This is a genomic window from Tumebacillus flagellatus, from assembly GCF_000714935.1.
Classification (GTDB): Bacteria; Bacillota; Bacilli; order Tumebacillales; family Tumebacillaceae; genus Tumebacillus; species Tumebacillus flagellatus.
The window spans coordinates 1-15,601 of sequence record NZ_JMIR01000022.1 but is presented as its reverse complement, the minus strand read 5'-3'; the positions used below and the strand labels follow the sequence as shown (position 1 = coordinate 15,601).

Annotated in this window: 17 protein-coding genes; 9 read left to right on the top strand and 8 right to left on the bottom strand. The window is 56.4% G+C overall.

The genetic code is table 11. The features are described 5' to 3' along the window. Window positions 1-25 precede the first annotated feature (25 nt). The gene (locus EL26_RS14440) at window positions 26-958 is read left to right on the top strand and encodes a DMT family transporter (RefSeq protein WP_038090263.1); all 933 of its coding nucleotides are present in this window, start codon (window positions 26-28) and stop codon (window positions 956-958) included. 35 nt (window positions 959-993) lie between these two features. On the opposite strand, the gene EL26_RS14435 is transcribed toward EL26_RS14440, so the two are convergent. Both EL26_RS14435 and EL26_RS23865 read right to left on the bottom strand, forming a co-directional pair. Further along, a complete protein-coding gene (locus tag EL26_RS14435) occupies window positions 994-1,665 on the bottom strand; it encodes an SOS response-associated peptidase (RefSeq protein WP_038090262.1) in 672 nt (223 codons plus the stop codon). Window positions 1,666-1,746: 81 nt separating this feature from the next. Continuing rightward, entirely contained in the window at window positions 1,747-2,112 is a 366-nt protein-coding gene (locus EL26_RS23865) for a helix-turn-helix domain-containing protein (protein ID WP_052036402.1), read from the bottom strand. A gap of 151 nt (window positions 2,113-2,263) precedes the next feature. Here EL26_RS23865 and EL26_RS14425 point away from each other — a divergent pair, with 151 nt between their 5' ends. The 3 genes from EL26_RS14425 to ppc all read left to right on the top strand — a co-directional run bounded on the left by EL26_RS14425 (window position 2,264) and on the right by ppc (window position 6,254). After that, on the top strand, window positions 2,264-2,470 hold the full coding sequence (locus EL26_RS14425; RefSeq protein ID WP_052036401.1) for a helix-turn-helix transcriptional regulator: 207 nt from the start codon (window positions 2,264-2,266) through the stop codon (window positions 2,468-2,470). A 259-nt stretch (window positions 2,471-2,729) separates the two neighbouring features. Next, window positions 2,730-3,245 carry a phosphatase PAP2 family protein gene (locus EL26_RS14420; RefSeq protein ID WP_038090257.1) on the top strand — a complete coding sequence of 172 codons (516 nt, stop codon included), beginning with the start codon at window positions 2,730-2,732 and terminating at the stop codon, window positions 3,243-3,245. Between the two features lie 198 nt (window positions 3,246-3,443). Next, on the top strand, window positions 3,444-6,254 hold the full coding sequence (gene ppc / locus EL26_RS14415) for a phosphoenolpyruvate carboxylase (protein WP_052036400.1): 2,811 nt from the start codon (window positions 3,444-3,446) through the stop codon (window positions 6,252-6,254). Between the two features lie 72 nt (window positions 6,255-6,326). Here the strand turns inward: ppc and EL26_RS14410 are convergent, their stop codons facing one another. Continuing rightward, window positions 6,327-7,199, bottom strand: a complete 873-nt coding sequence (locus tag EL26_RS14410; protein WP_052036399.1) for an ankyrin repeat domain-containing protein — start codon at window positions 7,197-7,199, stop codon at window positions 6,327-6,329. A 136-nt stretch (window positions 7,200-7,335) separates the two neighbouring features. On the opposite strand from EL26_RS14410, the gene EL26_RS14405 reads away from it, so the two are divergent. The 3 genes from EL26_RS14405 (at window position 7,336) to EL26_RS14395 (ending at window position 9,353) form a co-directional block, all read left to right on the top strand. Then, window positions 7,336-7,884: a GNAT family N-acetyltransferase gene (locus EL26_RS14405; protein WP_338010861.1), complete on the top strand. Its 549-nt coding sequence runs from the start codon at window positions 7,336-7,338 to the stop codon at window positions 7,882-7,884. An 85-nt stretch (window positions 7,885-7,969) separates the two neighbouring features. After that, window positions 7,970-8,494 carry an RNA polymerase sigma factor gene (locus EL26_RS14400; RefSeq protein ID WP_038090255.1) on the top strand — a complete coding sequence of 175 codons (525 nt, stop codon included), beginning with the start codon at window positions 7,970-7,972 and terminating at the stop codon, window positions 8,492-8,494. 4 nt (window positions 8,495-8,498) lie between these two features. Further along, window positions 8,499-9,353, top strand: coding sequence for an anti-sigma factor family protein (locus tag EL26_RS14395; protein ID WP_038090253.1), 855 nt, complete (start codon window positions 8,499-8,501; stop codon window positions 9,351-9,353). A gap of 122 nt (window positions 9,354-9,475) precedes the next feature. On the opposite strand, the gene EL26_RS14390 is transcribed toward EL26_RS14395, so the two are convergent. The 3 genes from EL26_RS14390 to EL26_RS14380 form a co-directional block, all read right to left on the bottom strand. Further along, complete coding sequence (locus EL26_RS14390) at window positions 9,476-10,093, bottom strand: hypothetical protein (protein WP_038090251.1); 618 nt, start codon at window positions 10,091-10,093, stop codon at window positions 9,476-9,478. 117 nt (window positions 10,094-10,210) lie between these two features. Then, window positions 10,211-10,501, bottom strand: coding sequence for a MazG nucleotide pyrophosphohydrolase domain-containing protein (locus tag EL26_RS14385; RefSeq protein WP_038090249.1), 291 nt, complete (start codon window positions 10,499-10,501; stop codon window positions 10,211-10,213). Window positions 10,502-10,626: 125 nt separating this feature from the next. After that, entirely contained in the window at window positions 10,627-11,394 is a 768-nt protein-coding gene (locus EL26_RS14380; RefSeq protein ID WP_038090247.1) for a MerR family transcriptional regulator, read from the bottom strand. A 284-nt stretch (window positions 11,395-11,678) separates the two neighbouring features. On the opposite strand from EL26_RS14380, the gene EL26_RS14375 reads away from it, so the two are divergent. Next, window positions 11,679-13,388, top strand: a complete 1,710-nt coding sequence (locus EL26_RS14375) for a methyl-accepting chemotaxis protein (protein ID WP_038090238.1) — start codon at window positions 11,679-11,681, stop codon at window positions 13,386-13,388. 179 nt (window positions 13,389-13,567) lie between these two features. Beyond that, entirely contained in the window at window positions 13,568-13,942 is a 375-nt protein-coding gene (locus tag EL26_RS14370) for a VOC family protein (RefSeq protein WP_038090236.1), read from the top strand. A 67-nt stretch (window positions 13,943-14,009) separates the two neighbouring features. Here EL26_RS14370 and EL26_RS14365 read toward each other — a convergent pair whose 3' ends face one another. Together EL26_RS14365 and EL26_RS26720 are read right to left on the bottom strand one after the other, a co-directional pair. Continuing rightward, window positions 14,010-15,212: a macrolide family glycosyltransferase gene (locus EL26_RS14365; protein ID WP_038090232.1), complete on the bottom strand. Its 1,203-nt coding sequence runs from the start codon at window positions 15,210-15,212 to the stop codon at window positions 14,010-14,012. 240 nt (window positions 15,213-15,452) lie between these two features. Beyond that, on the bottom strand, window positions 15,453-15,566 hold the full coding sequence (locus tag EL26_RS26720) for an FDLD family class I lanthipeptide (protein ID WP_420802068.1): 114 nt from the start codon (window positions 15,564-15,566) through the stop codon (window positions 15,453-15,455). Window positions 15,567-15,601: the final 35 nt, after the last annotated feature.

Sequence of the window (15,601 nt, the reverse complement as noted above, 5' to 3'; positions counted from 1 at the left end):
AGGCATCGGAAAGAAGGGACGCAGGTTGAGAGCGATCTTGTTGGGGCTGTTGGCATCGTTTTTTTTCGCGTTTACGTTTGTGCTCAACCGAGCGATGGACTTGGGCGGCGGCAGTTGGGTGTGGAGCGCGTCGCTTCGTTATCTGTTCATGGCGCCGATGATGATCGCGCTGGTCGCCGTGCGCTCGGAGCTCAAACCGGTTTGGCGGGCGCTTCGCGCGCAACCGGGCGTCTGGCTTGGCTGGAGTTTCGTCGGCTTCGTGCTGTTTTACGCGCCGATCACGTTTGCGTCGGCGTTCGGCCCCGGCTGGCTGGTCGCGTCGACGTGGCAGATCACGATCGTTTGCGGCTCGCTCCTGGCGCCGTTGTTTCGCCAGCGCATCCCGCTTGCGGGGCTTTTGATGTCTTGCATCATCTTGATCGGCGTCGGGCTGATCCAAGCGGAACACGCGGGAAGCATCACGGCAAGCGACGCATGGCAAGGCATCGTGCCGGTCGTCGTGGCGGCGTTCGCTTATCCGCTTGGCAACCGCAAGATGATGGGCGTCGTCGCCGGACGGCTCGATGCGTACCAGCGGGTGCTCGGGATGACGCTGGCGTCGCTGCCGTTTTGGATCTTGCTCGCCGTGTACGGACTGTGGGCGGACGGCTTGCCGAGCCTCGCGCAGACCGGGCAGTCGGCGTTGGTCGCGTTCACGTCCGGGGTGCTGGCGACGGTGATTTTTTTTGGCGCGACCGATCTCGTGCGCCGCGATCCGGCGAAATTGGCGGCTGTGGAAGCGACGCAAGCGGGCGAAGTGGTGTTTACGGTGCTCGGCGAGATGGTGCTGCTCTCGTCCGCGAGCCCGTCGTTGCTCTCTTGGATCGGCATGGCGGTCGTCATGATCGGCATGGTCTTGCACAGCTATGTCTCTCAACCTAAAACTCCGAAACAAACAGAAAAAGCCTCGGCCGCATGAGTTCCAGTGTGCGGGCGGGGCTTTTTTTCTACGTTCTACAGTTCGGCGATGCAAGCGGGCACTTCGTTGCGCACGTTGCCGACCATCGCGTCAACAGGATAGGTGAACATCTCGTCTGCGGAATAGGGGACGAGGAGCGACGTGAGCAAGTCGGGGTCGAAATGCTCGCGGTCGAGCCACAGCTCTTCGTCTTCCCGCCGCAAAATCACCGGCATGCGGTCGTGGATGCCGGATACCAGCGGGTTCGGCTTCGTCGTCAAGATCGTGCAGGTGTGCAGCTTCTCGCCCTCCGGCGACGTCCACGTGTCGTACAGCCCCGCCATCGAGAAGATCTCGCGGTTCTTCAAGAGAATCCGCATCGGCTGTTTGGTCTTGCTCCCCGCCGACTTCTGCCATTCGTAAAACCCGTCCGCCGGGATCAAGCAGCGCTTGCGTTGAAACGAGGTTTTGAACGCGGGCTTCTCCGCAACCGTTTCCGATTTGGCGTTGATCGTTTTGTACCCGATGCTCACGTCCTTCGCCCAAGACGGCACCAACCCCCACTTCAACTGCCCGATCCGGTTCTTCCCCTCATGCCGGATCACGGCGGTGATGTTCTGCCCCGGCGCGATGTTGTATCGCGGGATGTAGTCAAACGGGAGATCGTCGACCTCAAAGCGCATCTTGAGTTGGTCTTCCGTCACCGTCAGCGTAAATCGTCCGCACATCTTCGAACCCCTCCTCTTGCCCCTCAGTATACCAAAACCCAATCTTAGAAAAAAAAGACCCTGCTGCCACGGGTCTTTATCTCAGGAGCTTTCTCCTCGGTGTTTCAACGCGATGTCGACGAGTTGCCGCAGAGCGGTTTGTTCCTCGTCCGCCAGTTTGTCAGGCGTTGCGTCGAGAGCCAGCTTCTCTTGCAGGCGGAGCAAGAGGGCGCGGTCGATCTGTTGAAAGTCCCGCGCAGGAGGCGTAGGGTTCTCGGTCAGTCCAAACAGGTAGTCGATGGAGATGTCAAAGACGGTGGCCAACTGCAGGATGGATTGCGGCGGCAGTTTCCGTCGTCCGGTTTCGTAATGGGAATAGGCTTCACGTTTTACGTCAAGTAATTTCGCCATGTCATGCTGTTTCAGTTTGCGCGACTCGCGCAATTGTTTCAATTTTGCGCCCAACATCTGGGGGAGCACCTCCTTCATGTTCATTATAGATACTAAAAGTATCGGTTCATAGGCTTTCTGCAACTTTTTGCCTTTACGCTACAGTACGTATCCCTTAGTATGAAGATATCACAGACAGGGATACGAAGTGTATTGCGAGGGATGCCGGTTGAAACGATATCCGCTGATTGCCGCTCGTGTGGCGTTAGACAAAACACAAGCCCAAGTGGCGAAAGACCTGTGTCTCTCCGAAGTCTATGTCCGAAAGATCGAAGCAGGGGACAAAAAGCCCGGACGCGAGACGATCATCAGGTTCGCCCGCTACTACCAGCGGCCCGCCCATGAGTTGTTTCCCGATATATTTCGGGACTTTTAATCTTTCTTATTCTAACAAATTCAGGGCAAGAATGTGAGAGGGGTTTTGCGGAATGATGAGTTATTTTGAAATTCACCCGATACCCCTTTTACGCGTTGCAAGCATTGTTTGTAGGATAACTTTTTGTTGATGAAACTGCAATCGGTGTTTATAGAGAGAGTCCCGCTTCGGGGGCTTTTTTTTTGCACGTCTTCATCATTCATTCATAGAATTTTGGTAGGATATAAAGAGCGGACCACGCGAGAGAGGAGTGTTGGACATGAAACGGATGACGGAACTGATGCGCCATGGAGACATCGTGACGTTTTTCTGGTTGAATCGAGCTTGGAAGAACCAATGGCTGGACCGTGTCATGCCGTGGATCACCCATTTGGGCGGCGCGGTGTGGTGTGTGTTGTTGTCGGTGATTTTTTTGGCGCAACGAGATCATGAGTGGCGTCAGGCGGGGATCAACCTCGCGCTGGCTCTGGGCATCTCGCATGCGGTCGTCGCGTTTTGCAAAAAAATCATGCCCCGCACCCGTCCCTACCTCGCGCTGGACAACGTCGCGATCGGGCCGAAAGTCTGGAAGGACGCCTCGTTTCCGTCCGGGCACACCACCGCCGTTTTTTCGGTGGCGACCGTATTGGGCAGCGCGCTGCCGGGCGCATCCTTGCTGTTTTACGCGCTGGCGATCTTGGTCGGGTCGTCGCGTGTGTATCTGGGGCAACATTATCCGTCTGATGTGGTGATGGGCGCGATCATTGGATCGGTGACCGCCACGTTTCTTGTATAGAGGATTTGGAGACGCAACAATGGAAGATCCAACTTGGGAAACGACGCAGCTCCGCGTGGAGAGGCGTCGTTTTTTGGCAGTGATGGACACCGCTTCACTGACGTACTATAGTTAAAGTGACAGTGAAAATGACAGAATAAAAGACAGAATACTGAAAACACTCTCAAACTTCGCTTTGGTGAAGGAGGAGGAACCCGTATGCAACGGAGTGGAGATGAACACAACAAAAGAGAAGAGACAGAAGCGTTGTTCGAGGAAAGCCGGGGAAGCGACAGCGAATCGGCGCTGCGCCGGGACATTCGGATTCTCGGCAATTTGTTAGGCGATGTGATCGTGTCGCAGTGCGGGCCGGAAATTTTTGACGAAGTGGAAAAAGTACGCGCCGCCGCCAAGGATCTGCGCAAACTCGGGACGGAAGCGTGCCGGGAGAAGTTTCGCAAGACGATCCGCGAAATTCCGGCACAGCATCGGCAGGAAGTGATTCGGGCGTTTGCGCTGTACTTTCAATTGGTCAACCTCGCCGAGCAGTCGCACCGGATTCGCCGCAAGCGCGAGTACGAGCGCTCGACCGGTTCGCGTCCGCAGCGCGGGTCGTTGCTCAGCGCGTTCGCCAAGATCAAGCGCGCGGGGATGGAGGCGCCGGAGTTGCAGTCGCTGATCCATCAACTCGGCGTGGAATTGGTGTTGACGGCGCATCCGACGGAAGCGATGCGCCGGACGGTGCTCGACAAGCATCAAAGCATGGCGTTGATTTTGGAGAAGTTCGACGACCCGTCGGTGACGTCGCGCGAGATGAAAGCGTACACGCGGGAGTTGAAAGCGGAGATCGTCTCCCTGTGGCAGACGCGCAACGTGCGCAAGGAGCGCTTGACGGTGCTCGATGAAGTGCGCAACGGGCTGTATTTCCTCGACGAAGTGCTGTTCGACGTGCTGCCGGCGATTCACATGGAGATGGAGGAGCAGTTGCAGGCGCTCTATCCGGAGCAGGAGTGGGAAGTGCCGACGTTCTTGCGCTTCGGCTCGTGGATGGGCGGCGACCGCGACGGGAATCCGTACGTGACGGCGGAGTTGACGATGCAGACGCTGGTGTTGCACTTTGACTTGGCGATGCGCAAGTACGAAGCGGAAATCCTGGCGCTGGGGCAGGATTTGAGCCAGTCGTTTGAGCGCACGGGAGCGAGTGCGGAGTTGATGGAGTCGCTGGAGTTGCCGAGCGACTGCGTGCCGGATGAACCGTACCGCGCCAAGGTCGACCAGATTCTCGCCCGTTTGCAGGCGACGAAAGCGCGGTATCACGGAGAAGTTGTGCTTGGCGGGATCACGTCTTACAGCGGACCGGCGGAGTTTTTGGCGGACGTGCGGCTGTTGGAGCGCTCGCTGCTCACCCATAAGGGGCAGGAGATCGCCGAAGTGAAAGTCAAGCCGTTGATCCGCCAGATTGAGCTGTTCGGCTTCCACATGGCGACGCTCGACATCCGCCAGCACAGCGAAGTGCATGAAGCGGCGCTTGAAGAGCTGTTCCGACGTGCCCGCTTGGGCGGGTATGCGGATTGCACGGAGGAAGAAAAAATTACGCGGTTAAGCGGCTTGCTGGAAGACCGCCGACCGTTGGTTTCGCCGCACGTGGAATTGGGAGCGGGAACGCAAGAGACGCTCGATGTGTTTCACGCGGTGCGTCGGGGTCAGCAGTTGTTCGGGGCGGATTGCATCCAGAACTACCTGATTTCGATGTCGCAGGGTGTGAGCGACTTGTTGGAAGTGCTGTTGCTCGCCAAGGAAGCGGGCTTGTTCCAATGGCGCGAGGACGGGACGGTGGCGAGCGGGCTGAACATCGTGCCGCTGTTTGAGACGATTGAAGACTTGCGGGCGGCGCCGGAGATCGTCGACGTGCTGTTTGCCAATCCGGTGTACCGCGCGCAGGTGCAGGCGCGGGGCGATTTGCAAGAGATCATGCTGGGCTACTCCGACAGCAATAAGGACGGCGGGTATCTCACGTCAAACTGGGAGCTCTACAAGTCGCAAAAAGCGATCCATCGCGTCGCCGAGCGCTACGGCGTGAAGTTGAAATTCTTCCACGGGCGCGGGGGGGCGTTGGGCCGCGGGGGCGGGCCGATCGAGCGAAGCATCCTCGCCCAGCCGCCGGAAGCGATGCAGGGGAAAGTCAAGATCACGGAGCAGGGCGAAGTCATTTCGCAGCGCTATTCGCATCCGGGGATTGCGATGCGGTCGTTGGAATCGGCGGTGTCGTCGGTGTTGCTGGCGTCGTTGAACGTGCAGACGGCGTACATGCAAGATACGGAGCGGCGTTGGTCGGAGATGATGGAAGAGCTGTCGCAAGCGTCGTTTGAAGCGTATCAGAACTTTGTGTACCGCAATGAGGATTTCTTGCCGTATTTCCACCAGGCGACGCCGATCGATGTCATCGGCGAGTTGAACTTGGGCTCGCGTCCGGCGAAGCGGCGGAACTCGCTGCGCATTCAAGATTTGCGGGCGATTCCGTGGGTGTTCTCGTGGACGCAGAACCGGCACTTGCTGCCGGCGTGGTTCGGGTTTGGGAAAGCGATGTCGTCGGAGTTGAAGCGCAATCCGGAGTCGCTCCGGGAGTTCCGGCGGATGTATCAGTTCTGGCCGTTCTTCCAAGCGATGATCGACAACATCCAGATGGCGCTCGCCAAAGCGGACATGTTGATCGCCGCCGAGTATGTGCGGTTGGTGGAGGATCAGGAGTTGGCGGAGCGGGTGTTTGGGAAGATTCAAGAGGAGTACGAGCGCACGAAGCGCGTCGTGCTGGAGATCACGGGCGAGCAAGGCATTCTCGCCAACGCGCCGGTGATCCAAGAATCGATCCGCCTGCGCAATCCGTACGTGGACCCGCTCTCGTACCTCCAAGTGCTCCTGCTCGAAGAACTCCGTCAAACCCGCCGCGAAGACGGCGATGCGGCAGGCGACATCGACGATGTGCTCCTGACGATCAACGGAATCTCGTCGGGGTTGAGGAATACGGGTTGATCGCATTTTATCAATAGAATAGAAAAAAGACCTGCACACCTCTGCGTGCAGGTCTTTTTTACAAGTAAAAAACTACGCCACCGCACCCTTGCTTTTCAGCAGGTCGGCCACGGCAGTGTGGCCTTCTTCCAGAGCGTAGGCGAGCGGGGTCTTGTCTTGGTTGTTCTTGGCATTGAGTTCGACGCCCCGTGCCAGCAGCATCTCGATGATCTCCAAGTCGCCGTTCTGCGCGGCGAGGTGCAGCGGGGTCCAGCCCGGTTCGGAGGGCGTGTTCAGCTCTGCGCCCGACTCGATCAGCAGGCGCGCCACGTCCGTCCGACGCCCGGCAACTGCGGCGTGCAGCGGTTGGTTGCCCATCTCGTTCGTGGAAAAAATCCGGTGGTCCGCCCCGTTCGCCAGCAGAACTTCCGCCGTCTCCCGGTGCCCGAAAAACGCCGCCAGATGCAGCGCCGTCCACCCGTCATGGCTCAAGTTGTTGATCGCCGTCGGGTCCGCTTCCACCAATTCGCGGACGCGTTGGGTGTTGCCCGTTGCAGATGCTTCGTACATCGTCAGCTCAGCTCCTCGTGACAGTAAGAGTGTCGTGATGTCCTTCGCCCCGTAGTAGACCGACATCAAAACCGGCGAATCTTCCCGCTCGCTCGGGGCGTTTGCGAGCGAGGAATCGGCGGCGAGCAGCTCTTGCACGCGCTTGATGTCCCGCGTCTTGACCGCATCCAACATCTCGCGCTTGATCCGCTGGAGGTTGTCCGCCAACTCGCGCGCTTGCCGAATCAAGTCCTCCGCCGACTGAATCCCCATCGTGATCAATTGCGCCGCCGCTTCCGAACGGCTCGCCGACAAACCCGCTTGCACCAGCAAATCGATCACCGCAATCGACGTATCATCCAGTCGCACGGAGATAACGTTGGTGCGGGCTTGTGCAGCGGGGTCTTTTTTTACCATGTGTCTCCCCTTGCGTGATTACGACGTAATTTCAATTACGTTCTCTACGTTATCGGAAAATTTCACCATTGTCAAGAAAAAGGGATTTCCTCCCTCACTCTTGAATGCTTATAACAACACAAAGGAGGAATCGGACTTGCTGTTTCGCTGCACGTTACAGGAAGGCGTCGAATTGCGCCTCGTCGAAGAACAAGACGCCCAAGAACTTTTCGAACTGACCGACCGCAACCGCGCTCACTTGCGCGAATGGTTGCCGTTTGTCGACAACACCCGGACGACGTTCGACTCGCTGTCGTTCATCAAGATGGGACGCCGCCAAATCTCTGACAACCAAGGCGGTCAGTTCGTGATCCTCGTGGACGACAAGATCGCCGGCTGCGTCGGCTTCCACGGCATCGACTGGAACAACCGCTCCACGTCGATCGGCTACTGGCTCGCCCAAGAATACACCGGCCGCGGGCTGATGACGTTGGCGACGGAAGCGCTTTGCAAGCTGGCGTTTGAAAACTACAACCTCAACCGCGTGGAAATCCGCGTCGCGACGGAGAACTACAAAAGCCAAGCGATCCCCGAGCGCCTCGGCTTCACCCGCGAAGGCGTGCTCCGCCAGCGCGAGTGGCTGTACGACCACTATGTCGACCACATCGTCTACTCTCAATTGGCTTCGGAGTGGAAAAAAAGTTGAAGCTCGCCGTCCGCGGGCTTCAACTTTTTTTGCGAGGGCGCGTCTAAAGGGATAGAGAGACAAGAGAGTTGGAGGAGGCAAGGGGATGAAGGAGCAAGATCTGGTGGCCGACGCGCTCGCAAGCCGTTCGTCGATGGCCGAGTTGTTGCGGATGATCGAACCGTATGTGTTCCAAACCGCGTATTACCTGACCGGGAGCAAGATGGACGGCGAAGACGTCGCACAGGACGCCCTGTGGAAGATCTGCCGTTCCCTGCATCAATACAAAGGCAGCAGTTCGTTTCGCACGTGGGTCTACTCCGTCGTGCTGAACACGTACCGCGATGCCGTTCGAAAAAAACGCCGTGTCACGCTTCCGCTTGAGGAAACGTACGTCGACCAGTCGCCCTCCGTCGAGGAAACGGTCGCCGCGCGCTCCCGCTTGGAAGAGTTGCGGCGGGAGATCATGAAGCTTGGCACCGAAGACCGGGAGATTTTCGTGCTGCGGCACTTGCAGCAGTTGTCGTATGCGGAAGTGGCGGCGACGATGGACGTGACGGAAGCCCATGTGCGTTCGCGCTTGTACCGCACGCGCCAGAAACTCAAAAATTTGTTGCACGGAGGTGAGTGAGGGGATGACGTGCCAAGAGATGGAGTTCATGATTCAGCGGCATTATGACGGGGAATTGGTGGAAGCGGAAGAGACGATGCTGCAAGCGCATCTGTACGGTTGCCCCGCTTGCGATCGGGAATTCCGGGAGTTCGGCGCTTTGTTTGGCGACATCGACGCACTGCAAGTGCAGGTGGCGCACCGCGACATCCTCTCGCAAACTTTGATGCGCTTGGAGGAAGCCGAGACGAAGCGCCGCATCGACGTGTGGTGGCGCGGCGCGGCGGTGGCGGCGTCGGTGTTGATCATCGCAAGCGCCGCGTTGCTCAACTGGACCGATTCGGGAAAAGCGGTGAAGCATCGTGTCTCGGCGTTTTTTTCCCACAGTCAGGACACTCCGCCGGTGAACGAGCCTGTGGCGGCGGAGCGTCCGAACACGCAGGTTGAAGCAGACCCGGCGCAGGCGGAAGCGGCGCTCGATGAGATTTATCGGCAAGCGCGGTTTCCGCTGTTGGAACTGAGCGACCCGCGCTTGATTTTGACGTCCACGTCGCTGACGGGCGGCGACGAGACGGCGATGTACCAGATGGTCGAGTTGACGTACACGTTGCGCGCCGCCAAGAACGGTGAGAGCGGAGATGCGGACACGGTGTATTTTTTGGCGACGCCCGACAACTCGCTGAAAGAGAAAGCCAAAAGCAATCTCGGCAGCTATGTCTTCAACGGAGAAGTGCAGGCGGGGAAGTTCATCTGGGCGAAAGTCGGGGAGCATGCGATCACGGCGGAGATCAACGGGGTTTTTTATCAGATTTTCTCGCCGTTTCTTTCGACGGACGACTTGTTGAAGATCGCAGCGGGCATTCAGAAGCGGGTTTCCTAATTGGCTGACAATTTCTGAACTGCATGCTTTGAAAAAACCTCTCATCCGCGTGGATGGGAGGTTTTTTCAGGGGTGGGTTTGGACGGCGCGTTGGAGGAACGAGAGCACTTCTTCGCCGATTTTCAAGCGGTTGGAGCTGAGTTGTTGGACTTCGGCGAAGAGTTGCAGGCCGAGTCGGACGTGCCGGGGGAGGTCGCGGGGGAGGTCGCGGGCAGGGCGACGGTTTTGTAGGATCGCCATGCCACGCTGTACACAGCAGAACCGACGAGCAGCAGGCAGAGCGTCAACAGCGCGAACTTGCGCTTGGGCTGTCTGCAAGGAAACACGAAGCGGTACAGGCCGATGGAGTAGATCGGCAGCAAGATCAGCGCCGTGAGAATCGAGCTGCGGATCAGTTCAATCGGGATGTCCACGAGCATCATCGACGCCTGATTCGGGTCGGCGGGAACCGGATGGTACAGCAGGACGGCGAGCAGCAACGGCAACAGGGCAAATCCCAACTTCGGATAGAAAAAACGAATCTGCCCCTCCTCGTACATGACCCGCCAAATGAAGTACCAGATTCCGGCATATCCGAGATACACAAGCCCTGCAGTCACCCGCGTGCTGATCGGGTCCGGCCAGATCATGCTGAGAAACAAACAGCCAAAAAAGTACAGGACAGACAAAACACCTAACAAAAACGCATGCAGCAACCCCACGGTCAAACCCGTCCCGCAGGCGCGCAAAAATTTGATCATAAGCACACCTCAACGCAAAAATTTCCACAGTTTTCCTTCCTTTATGATACACAGAAAGGATGGAGAAACCTATAGGAACTTCCAAATAGTTTCCTGATAATCCTGATACAACAGGCTTCACTCGTACTTGGCTTGGTTGAGTTTTTCCTTGAGGTGAAAGCAATGTTCGAGGTCGATGTCGTACACGTTGGCGAGGGCGAGCACGTAGTAGAGGACGTCGGCGAGTTCTTCTTCGATGGTGCCTTTGATTGATTTTTTGGCGGCGAGGCGTTTGTCTTTGCGGATCACTTCGGCGAGTTCGCCGACTTCTTCGGACAGTTTGAGGAAGTAGGCGAGTTTTTTGTCAGGTTTGAAGTCTTTGGCTTTGATGTGCTGTTGAAGCTCGGGCAGCGTGAGGTGTTTTTTCATGAGAGGTGACCAGCTCCTTTTCACTTGGGGAGTTCGGAGTTTTGGGTTGAATTCCTCCCTCGATGGCGTTGTAAAAAAACGACCTTGCCCGCAAAAAGACTCGGGACAGGGTCGTTTTTTCGTGATCAGGCTTTGGTCTTGCCGGTGTAGATGTGGATGGCATCGCGCAGGAACGCCGCGGTGCCCGGTTGCTTCGCATCGTAGTGTGCGGTGAACCGCTCGTCGTCCACGTACATCTGCGCGAGTCCGGCGTGCGCTTCGGGGCTGTAGTCGGTCCAGTAGAACATCAGCCAGCGCTTGTGCAAGTCGGCCGCTTTCTGCGCAAGGTCGCTTGCGGGGTCGCCCGTTTGAAACGCTTGGGCGAGCGTGTCGGCGAGTTCTTCCGAGAGGCGCGTGATTTCGGCGTGTTGCTCCGGGGTCATGTTTTGGACTTTGGCGTTGGACTTGTTGACGGCGTCGTCCCCGTACTTTTCGCGGATTTCCTTGCCGTATTTCTGTTCGTTTTCCTCGATCATTTTCTGTTTGAAGCCTTCGAATTTCTCTTGGTCGGACATATGAAGTCTCCCTTCCGTTGACGCAATGGTTTTTTCCACGTTGGCGATCAGCAGATCGAGTTGCTTGCGTTTGTCGAGGAGTTGCTCACGATGTTCTTGCAGGGCGCGGGTTCCGTCGAAGCCGGGATCGGTGATGATCTCCCGAATGCTCTCCAGACTCAGCCCCAGTTCCCGGTAGAACAGAATTTGCTGGAGCGTATTCACTTCTGCCTGACCATAAATTCGGTAGCCCGACGAGTTGATTCTGGCCGGCTTCAGAATCCCGATCTCATCGTAGTACCGAAGCGTTCGTGTCGAGATGCCTGCCAACTGGCCAAGCTTTTGCACCGTATATTCCATTGTGTAGCCTCCTGACAATTTCATGGTACAGCTTGACGCAACGTGAAGGTCAACCGGGGTTATCGAAAAAAAAACATCTGCATGAGGCCCATTCCGTGAATCGTTTTTCTGCAAGGGCGCAGAGGTAAATTCAGCAGGGTCAGTATTTAAATACCTCATTATAGTTGTTGTTCTAGAGGGGGTTTCTCTATTTTGGAAGGTATTTAACAGATTCTGTCGTATTTGTTATCACGCATGTAAAGAATGGGTGATCATTTACTCGATGAAATGGAGGGGGCGTAGGGGTGAAGTTTCGATCATTTTCAATTCGCACAAAGTTGCTGGTTCTCATCGTGCTTATTCTCGTGCCGTCGTTTGCAGCACTAGGATACATGGATCTGAAGCGCGTCGGCAATGCCATCGTGGGGGAGAGCATTGTCAAAGCGAAGTCTGACATGCAGACAGGCTATGCGTTGTTGGAGAGCCAATATCCTGGAGCCTGGAGCGTGCGAAACGGTGAACTCTACAAAGGGGACATCTCGATGAACGGCAACAACGACTTTGTGGATGCGTTCGCCAAGCTGACAGGCGGAGATACCGTTTCGCTGTTTCTGGGAGATGTACGGGTGGCAACAACTTCGATGAAAGACAAGAAACGAACATTTGGTACGAAAGCGGCTGCCGATGTCGTGCAAACCACACTCGTGAAGGGCGAAGTGTACAGCGGGGAAGCGGACGTCTTGGATACCGTGTTCCAAACCGCCTACCTGCCGCTTCGCGACGACAGCGGGAAGATCATCGGCATGTGGGGGGTCGGTTCGCCGAGTTTGGACGACCGCATCGCGGTGCATGAGCAAGCGGTGAAGCGAGACATCCTCATCACCGCCGTGATCGTCCTCGCGATTGCGTTTGTTTTGAGTTTCTGGTTCGTCAACCGCATCACAAAGCGCATCCGCGCGGTGGCGGGAACGATCGAGAGCGTGGCGGGCGGCAACTTGGCGTTGCCGGAATTGAATGCGGGGACAGACGATGAAGTCGGCGCGATGACCCGCAGTATGAACCGGATGGTGCAGGACTTGCGAAGCATGATGTCGCAGGTACGGGACGCCTCTTGGCAAGTGGCGGCTTCTTCGGAAGAGTTGAACGCCAGCGCGGAGCAAACGAACCGCGCCACAGAGCTCATCGTCGGCGCCATTCAAGACATCGCCGCCGGAACGGAGCATCAGGTGTCCATCGTGGAAGACGGTCGGCATGTGCTTCAGGAGATCAACAACCGAATCGAAAACATCACCAAGAGCACTGAAATCGCGGCGGAACGGGCGAACGACGCTTCCGCCATCGCGGAGAGCGGCAACCAAGCGATTCAATCGGCGCTCGATCAGATGACCTCGATCAGCCAAACGATCACCGAACTGGCGGCGGTGATCGAAGGGTTGGGGGAGAGTTCCAAGTACATCGGCAAGATCGTCGAGACGATTACCGGGATCGCCGGACAGACCAACTTGTTGGCGTTGAACGCCGCCATCGAATCGGCACGCGCGGGAGAGCACGGACGAGGGTTCTCGGTGGTCGCAAACGAAGTCCGGATGTTGGCGGAGCAATCGACAGACTCGGCGAAACAAATCGGAGAGTACATCCACCGCATCCAAGAATCGATCGCCCACGCGGTGCAGGGGATGGAGTCCAGCATCCGCGAAGTTCGCGCAGGGGAAAACGTGGTCTTTGTCGCCGGCGAATCGTTTTCGCAAATTCAGCAGTCGATCACCTTGGTCGCCAAGAGCATCAAGGAAGTGTCGGTTGAGGCTCGCGAGATGGTCGCCAGCACGCAATTGTCGGATGCGATGAGAAAGATTGCCGAAGTCGCAGAATCCTCATCCACCGGGACGCAGTACGTGTCGGCGTCCACCGAGGAGCAACTCGCCACGATGGAGGAAGTGTACGCCTCTTCGACGTCGCTTTCGCAGATGGCGGAAGAGTTGCAGCGGTTGGTCGGGAAGTTTCAATTGAAGTCGTGATCCAAGAGCAAGTACCCTCCAGCGATGGTCGCTGGAGGGTTTTTAGGATGGGGAGAGGCGGAGCGAGCGGGACTGTTTCGTTTTTTCACGGTTGTCACAGCTCGCTTTCCGCTGGGAATTTTATTTGTTATAATTTCGAGGTTATGTAAGAAAAACTCAAGAGAAACGAGTGAGGACAGTTGATCAACAAACTTGGGCAAGTGATGTTGTATGTCGCGAATCAAGAGGAATCGCTGAAATTTTGGACGGAAAAAGCGGGTTTCCAAGTTGTTGCAGACGAAACGAGCGGCCCGATGAGATGGATTGAAATTGTTCCTGCAGCCGACGCAGCGACGAGTCTCGTCCTTCACAATAAGGAACTCATTGCGAAAATGCAACCGGAGTTGAATCTCAGCACCCCGTCCCTGCTGTTCTACTCGAACGACCTCGACCGTTTGTATCAAGACTTTAAGGACAAAGGGGTCACGGTCGGAGATCTGGTCAGCATGCCGTCCCGTCGTGTCTTCAACTTTGCCGATAATGAAGGAAACTACTTCGCTGTTGCGGAGAAGTAGGATTCCACGAACGCATAAAAGAGCCGCCTGACGCAAATGCGAAGGCGGCTTTTCTTATGCAACTCGATTAGTGATCGATGCCCAGGCTTTTTTTATAGGCGAAGATCTCCTCGACGGCTCGTTGATCCCCGCCGGCAGCTCGGAACGAATCGCCGATTTCAACGCAGACCTTTCGAATGGACGCATCTTGGAGCACGCGTTCTGCCGCTGCTCGGAGATCTTCCGCAGTTAAGCCTTCTTGATGCAGGTGAACGCCGGCCCCGAGCTCGGCCACCCGCCGCGCCACCATCGGTTGATCGGCGCTTTGGGGAAGTACGATCAGCGGCACGCCATGAGACAGAGCTTCACTGGTGCTGTTCATGCCGCCGTGCGTGATGAACAATTTGGCGTGTTGCAGGATTTCAAGCTGCGGCACATAATCGCGAACGATAAAGTTCGCGGGAATGTCGCCCAGGTCCGCCATCTGGGTTTGCCTGCCGACAGATAGAATCACGGTGTGCTTCGTTTCTGCGAAAGCCGCAAAACAGAGCTTGTAAAAATCCACCGATTGGTTGAAGACGGTGCCGAGCGAGATGTAAATCAGATGGTCGGTGTCCACATGGGAGAAATCAAACGGCTCTTGCGGGCGCGCCAGCATCGACGGCCCGACAAACTTGTACGACTCGTCGAAGCTGTCTCCATCCGGCTGGAAGCGTTTCGACGTGTACACGAGGGTCATGGGCGCTGGATTGCAGAAAACTTCGTAGGCCGAGTCAATTTGCACGTGATAGGTCGCTTGGACGTGACGGACCCGTTCCTGATACTCCTGTTCGGCACGTTCATTCTCTTCGGCTGGAAATGGGCGCAATTGGTGCTCCTGCTGACTCTCAAAGTCGTTTTGTTGAACGGCAAAACTCGTGCACGAGTTGATGGCCGGCAAGCCGAGGAGTTGTGCAAGCAAACACCCGCAGCCGAACATCGAGTCATGGATCATGTAATCGAAATGTCGTCCCTTGGTTTGCTCCAGAACGCTCGGGATGACGATGTCGGCGGTGCGCAAAAGCCCGCCCACTCGACCCCAAGGATGTCTCCCTCCGGCAAGGAACGCCTGTACAAATTGGTTGATATCGAACGGAATCACTTCGGCGCCCGTTTGTTCGACGAGTGCACGAAACGGTTCCGCGACAAAGTACGTAACCTCTTCGCCGCGACGGATCAGCTCTTGAACCACTCCGAGGGTGGGATTGATATGCCCTTCGGAACCTCCGTTGATGAATAATACGCGTGCCATAGCCATCACCTTTCTCATGGAGACTCTTCGCCGTATGGGTACTCTTTTGGTAATTCGAGAGGAGCAGAGGGATGCCAATATCCCCCTCATAATTAAGTTAGCCAAATTCCTTTTTGTTCTGTCAACCTCTAGGACAGAGCGTATAGAAAAACCCCTCCATGGTTGATCCATCGAGGGGTTTTGGGTTTAAGAAAAACCATCACCAATACTTGGTGATGGCTCGTTCTCCTGATGAAAGTGTTAGCAGTCGAATTTTGTGTAGCAGGTTAGACAGGTCATATTCAAGGTTTCGGGTGCAATCATCGTGGGGTTAACTTCCGATCCAGCAGTCACTTGAACGTCGAGGTCGAACATGATTTCCATTAGAATCATTCCTCCTTTACATAAAA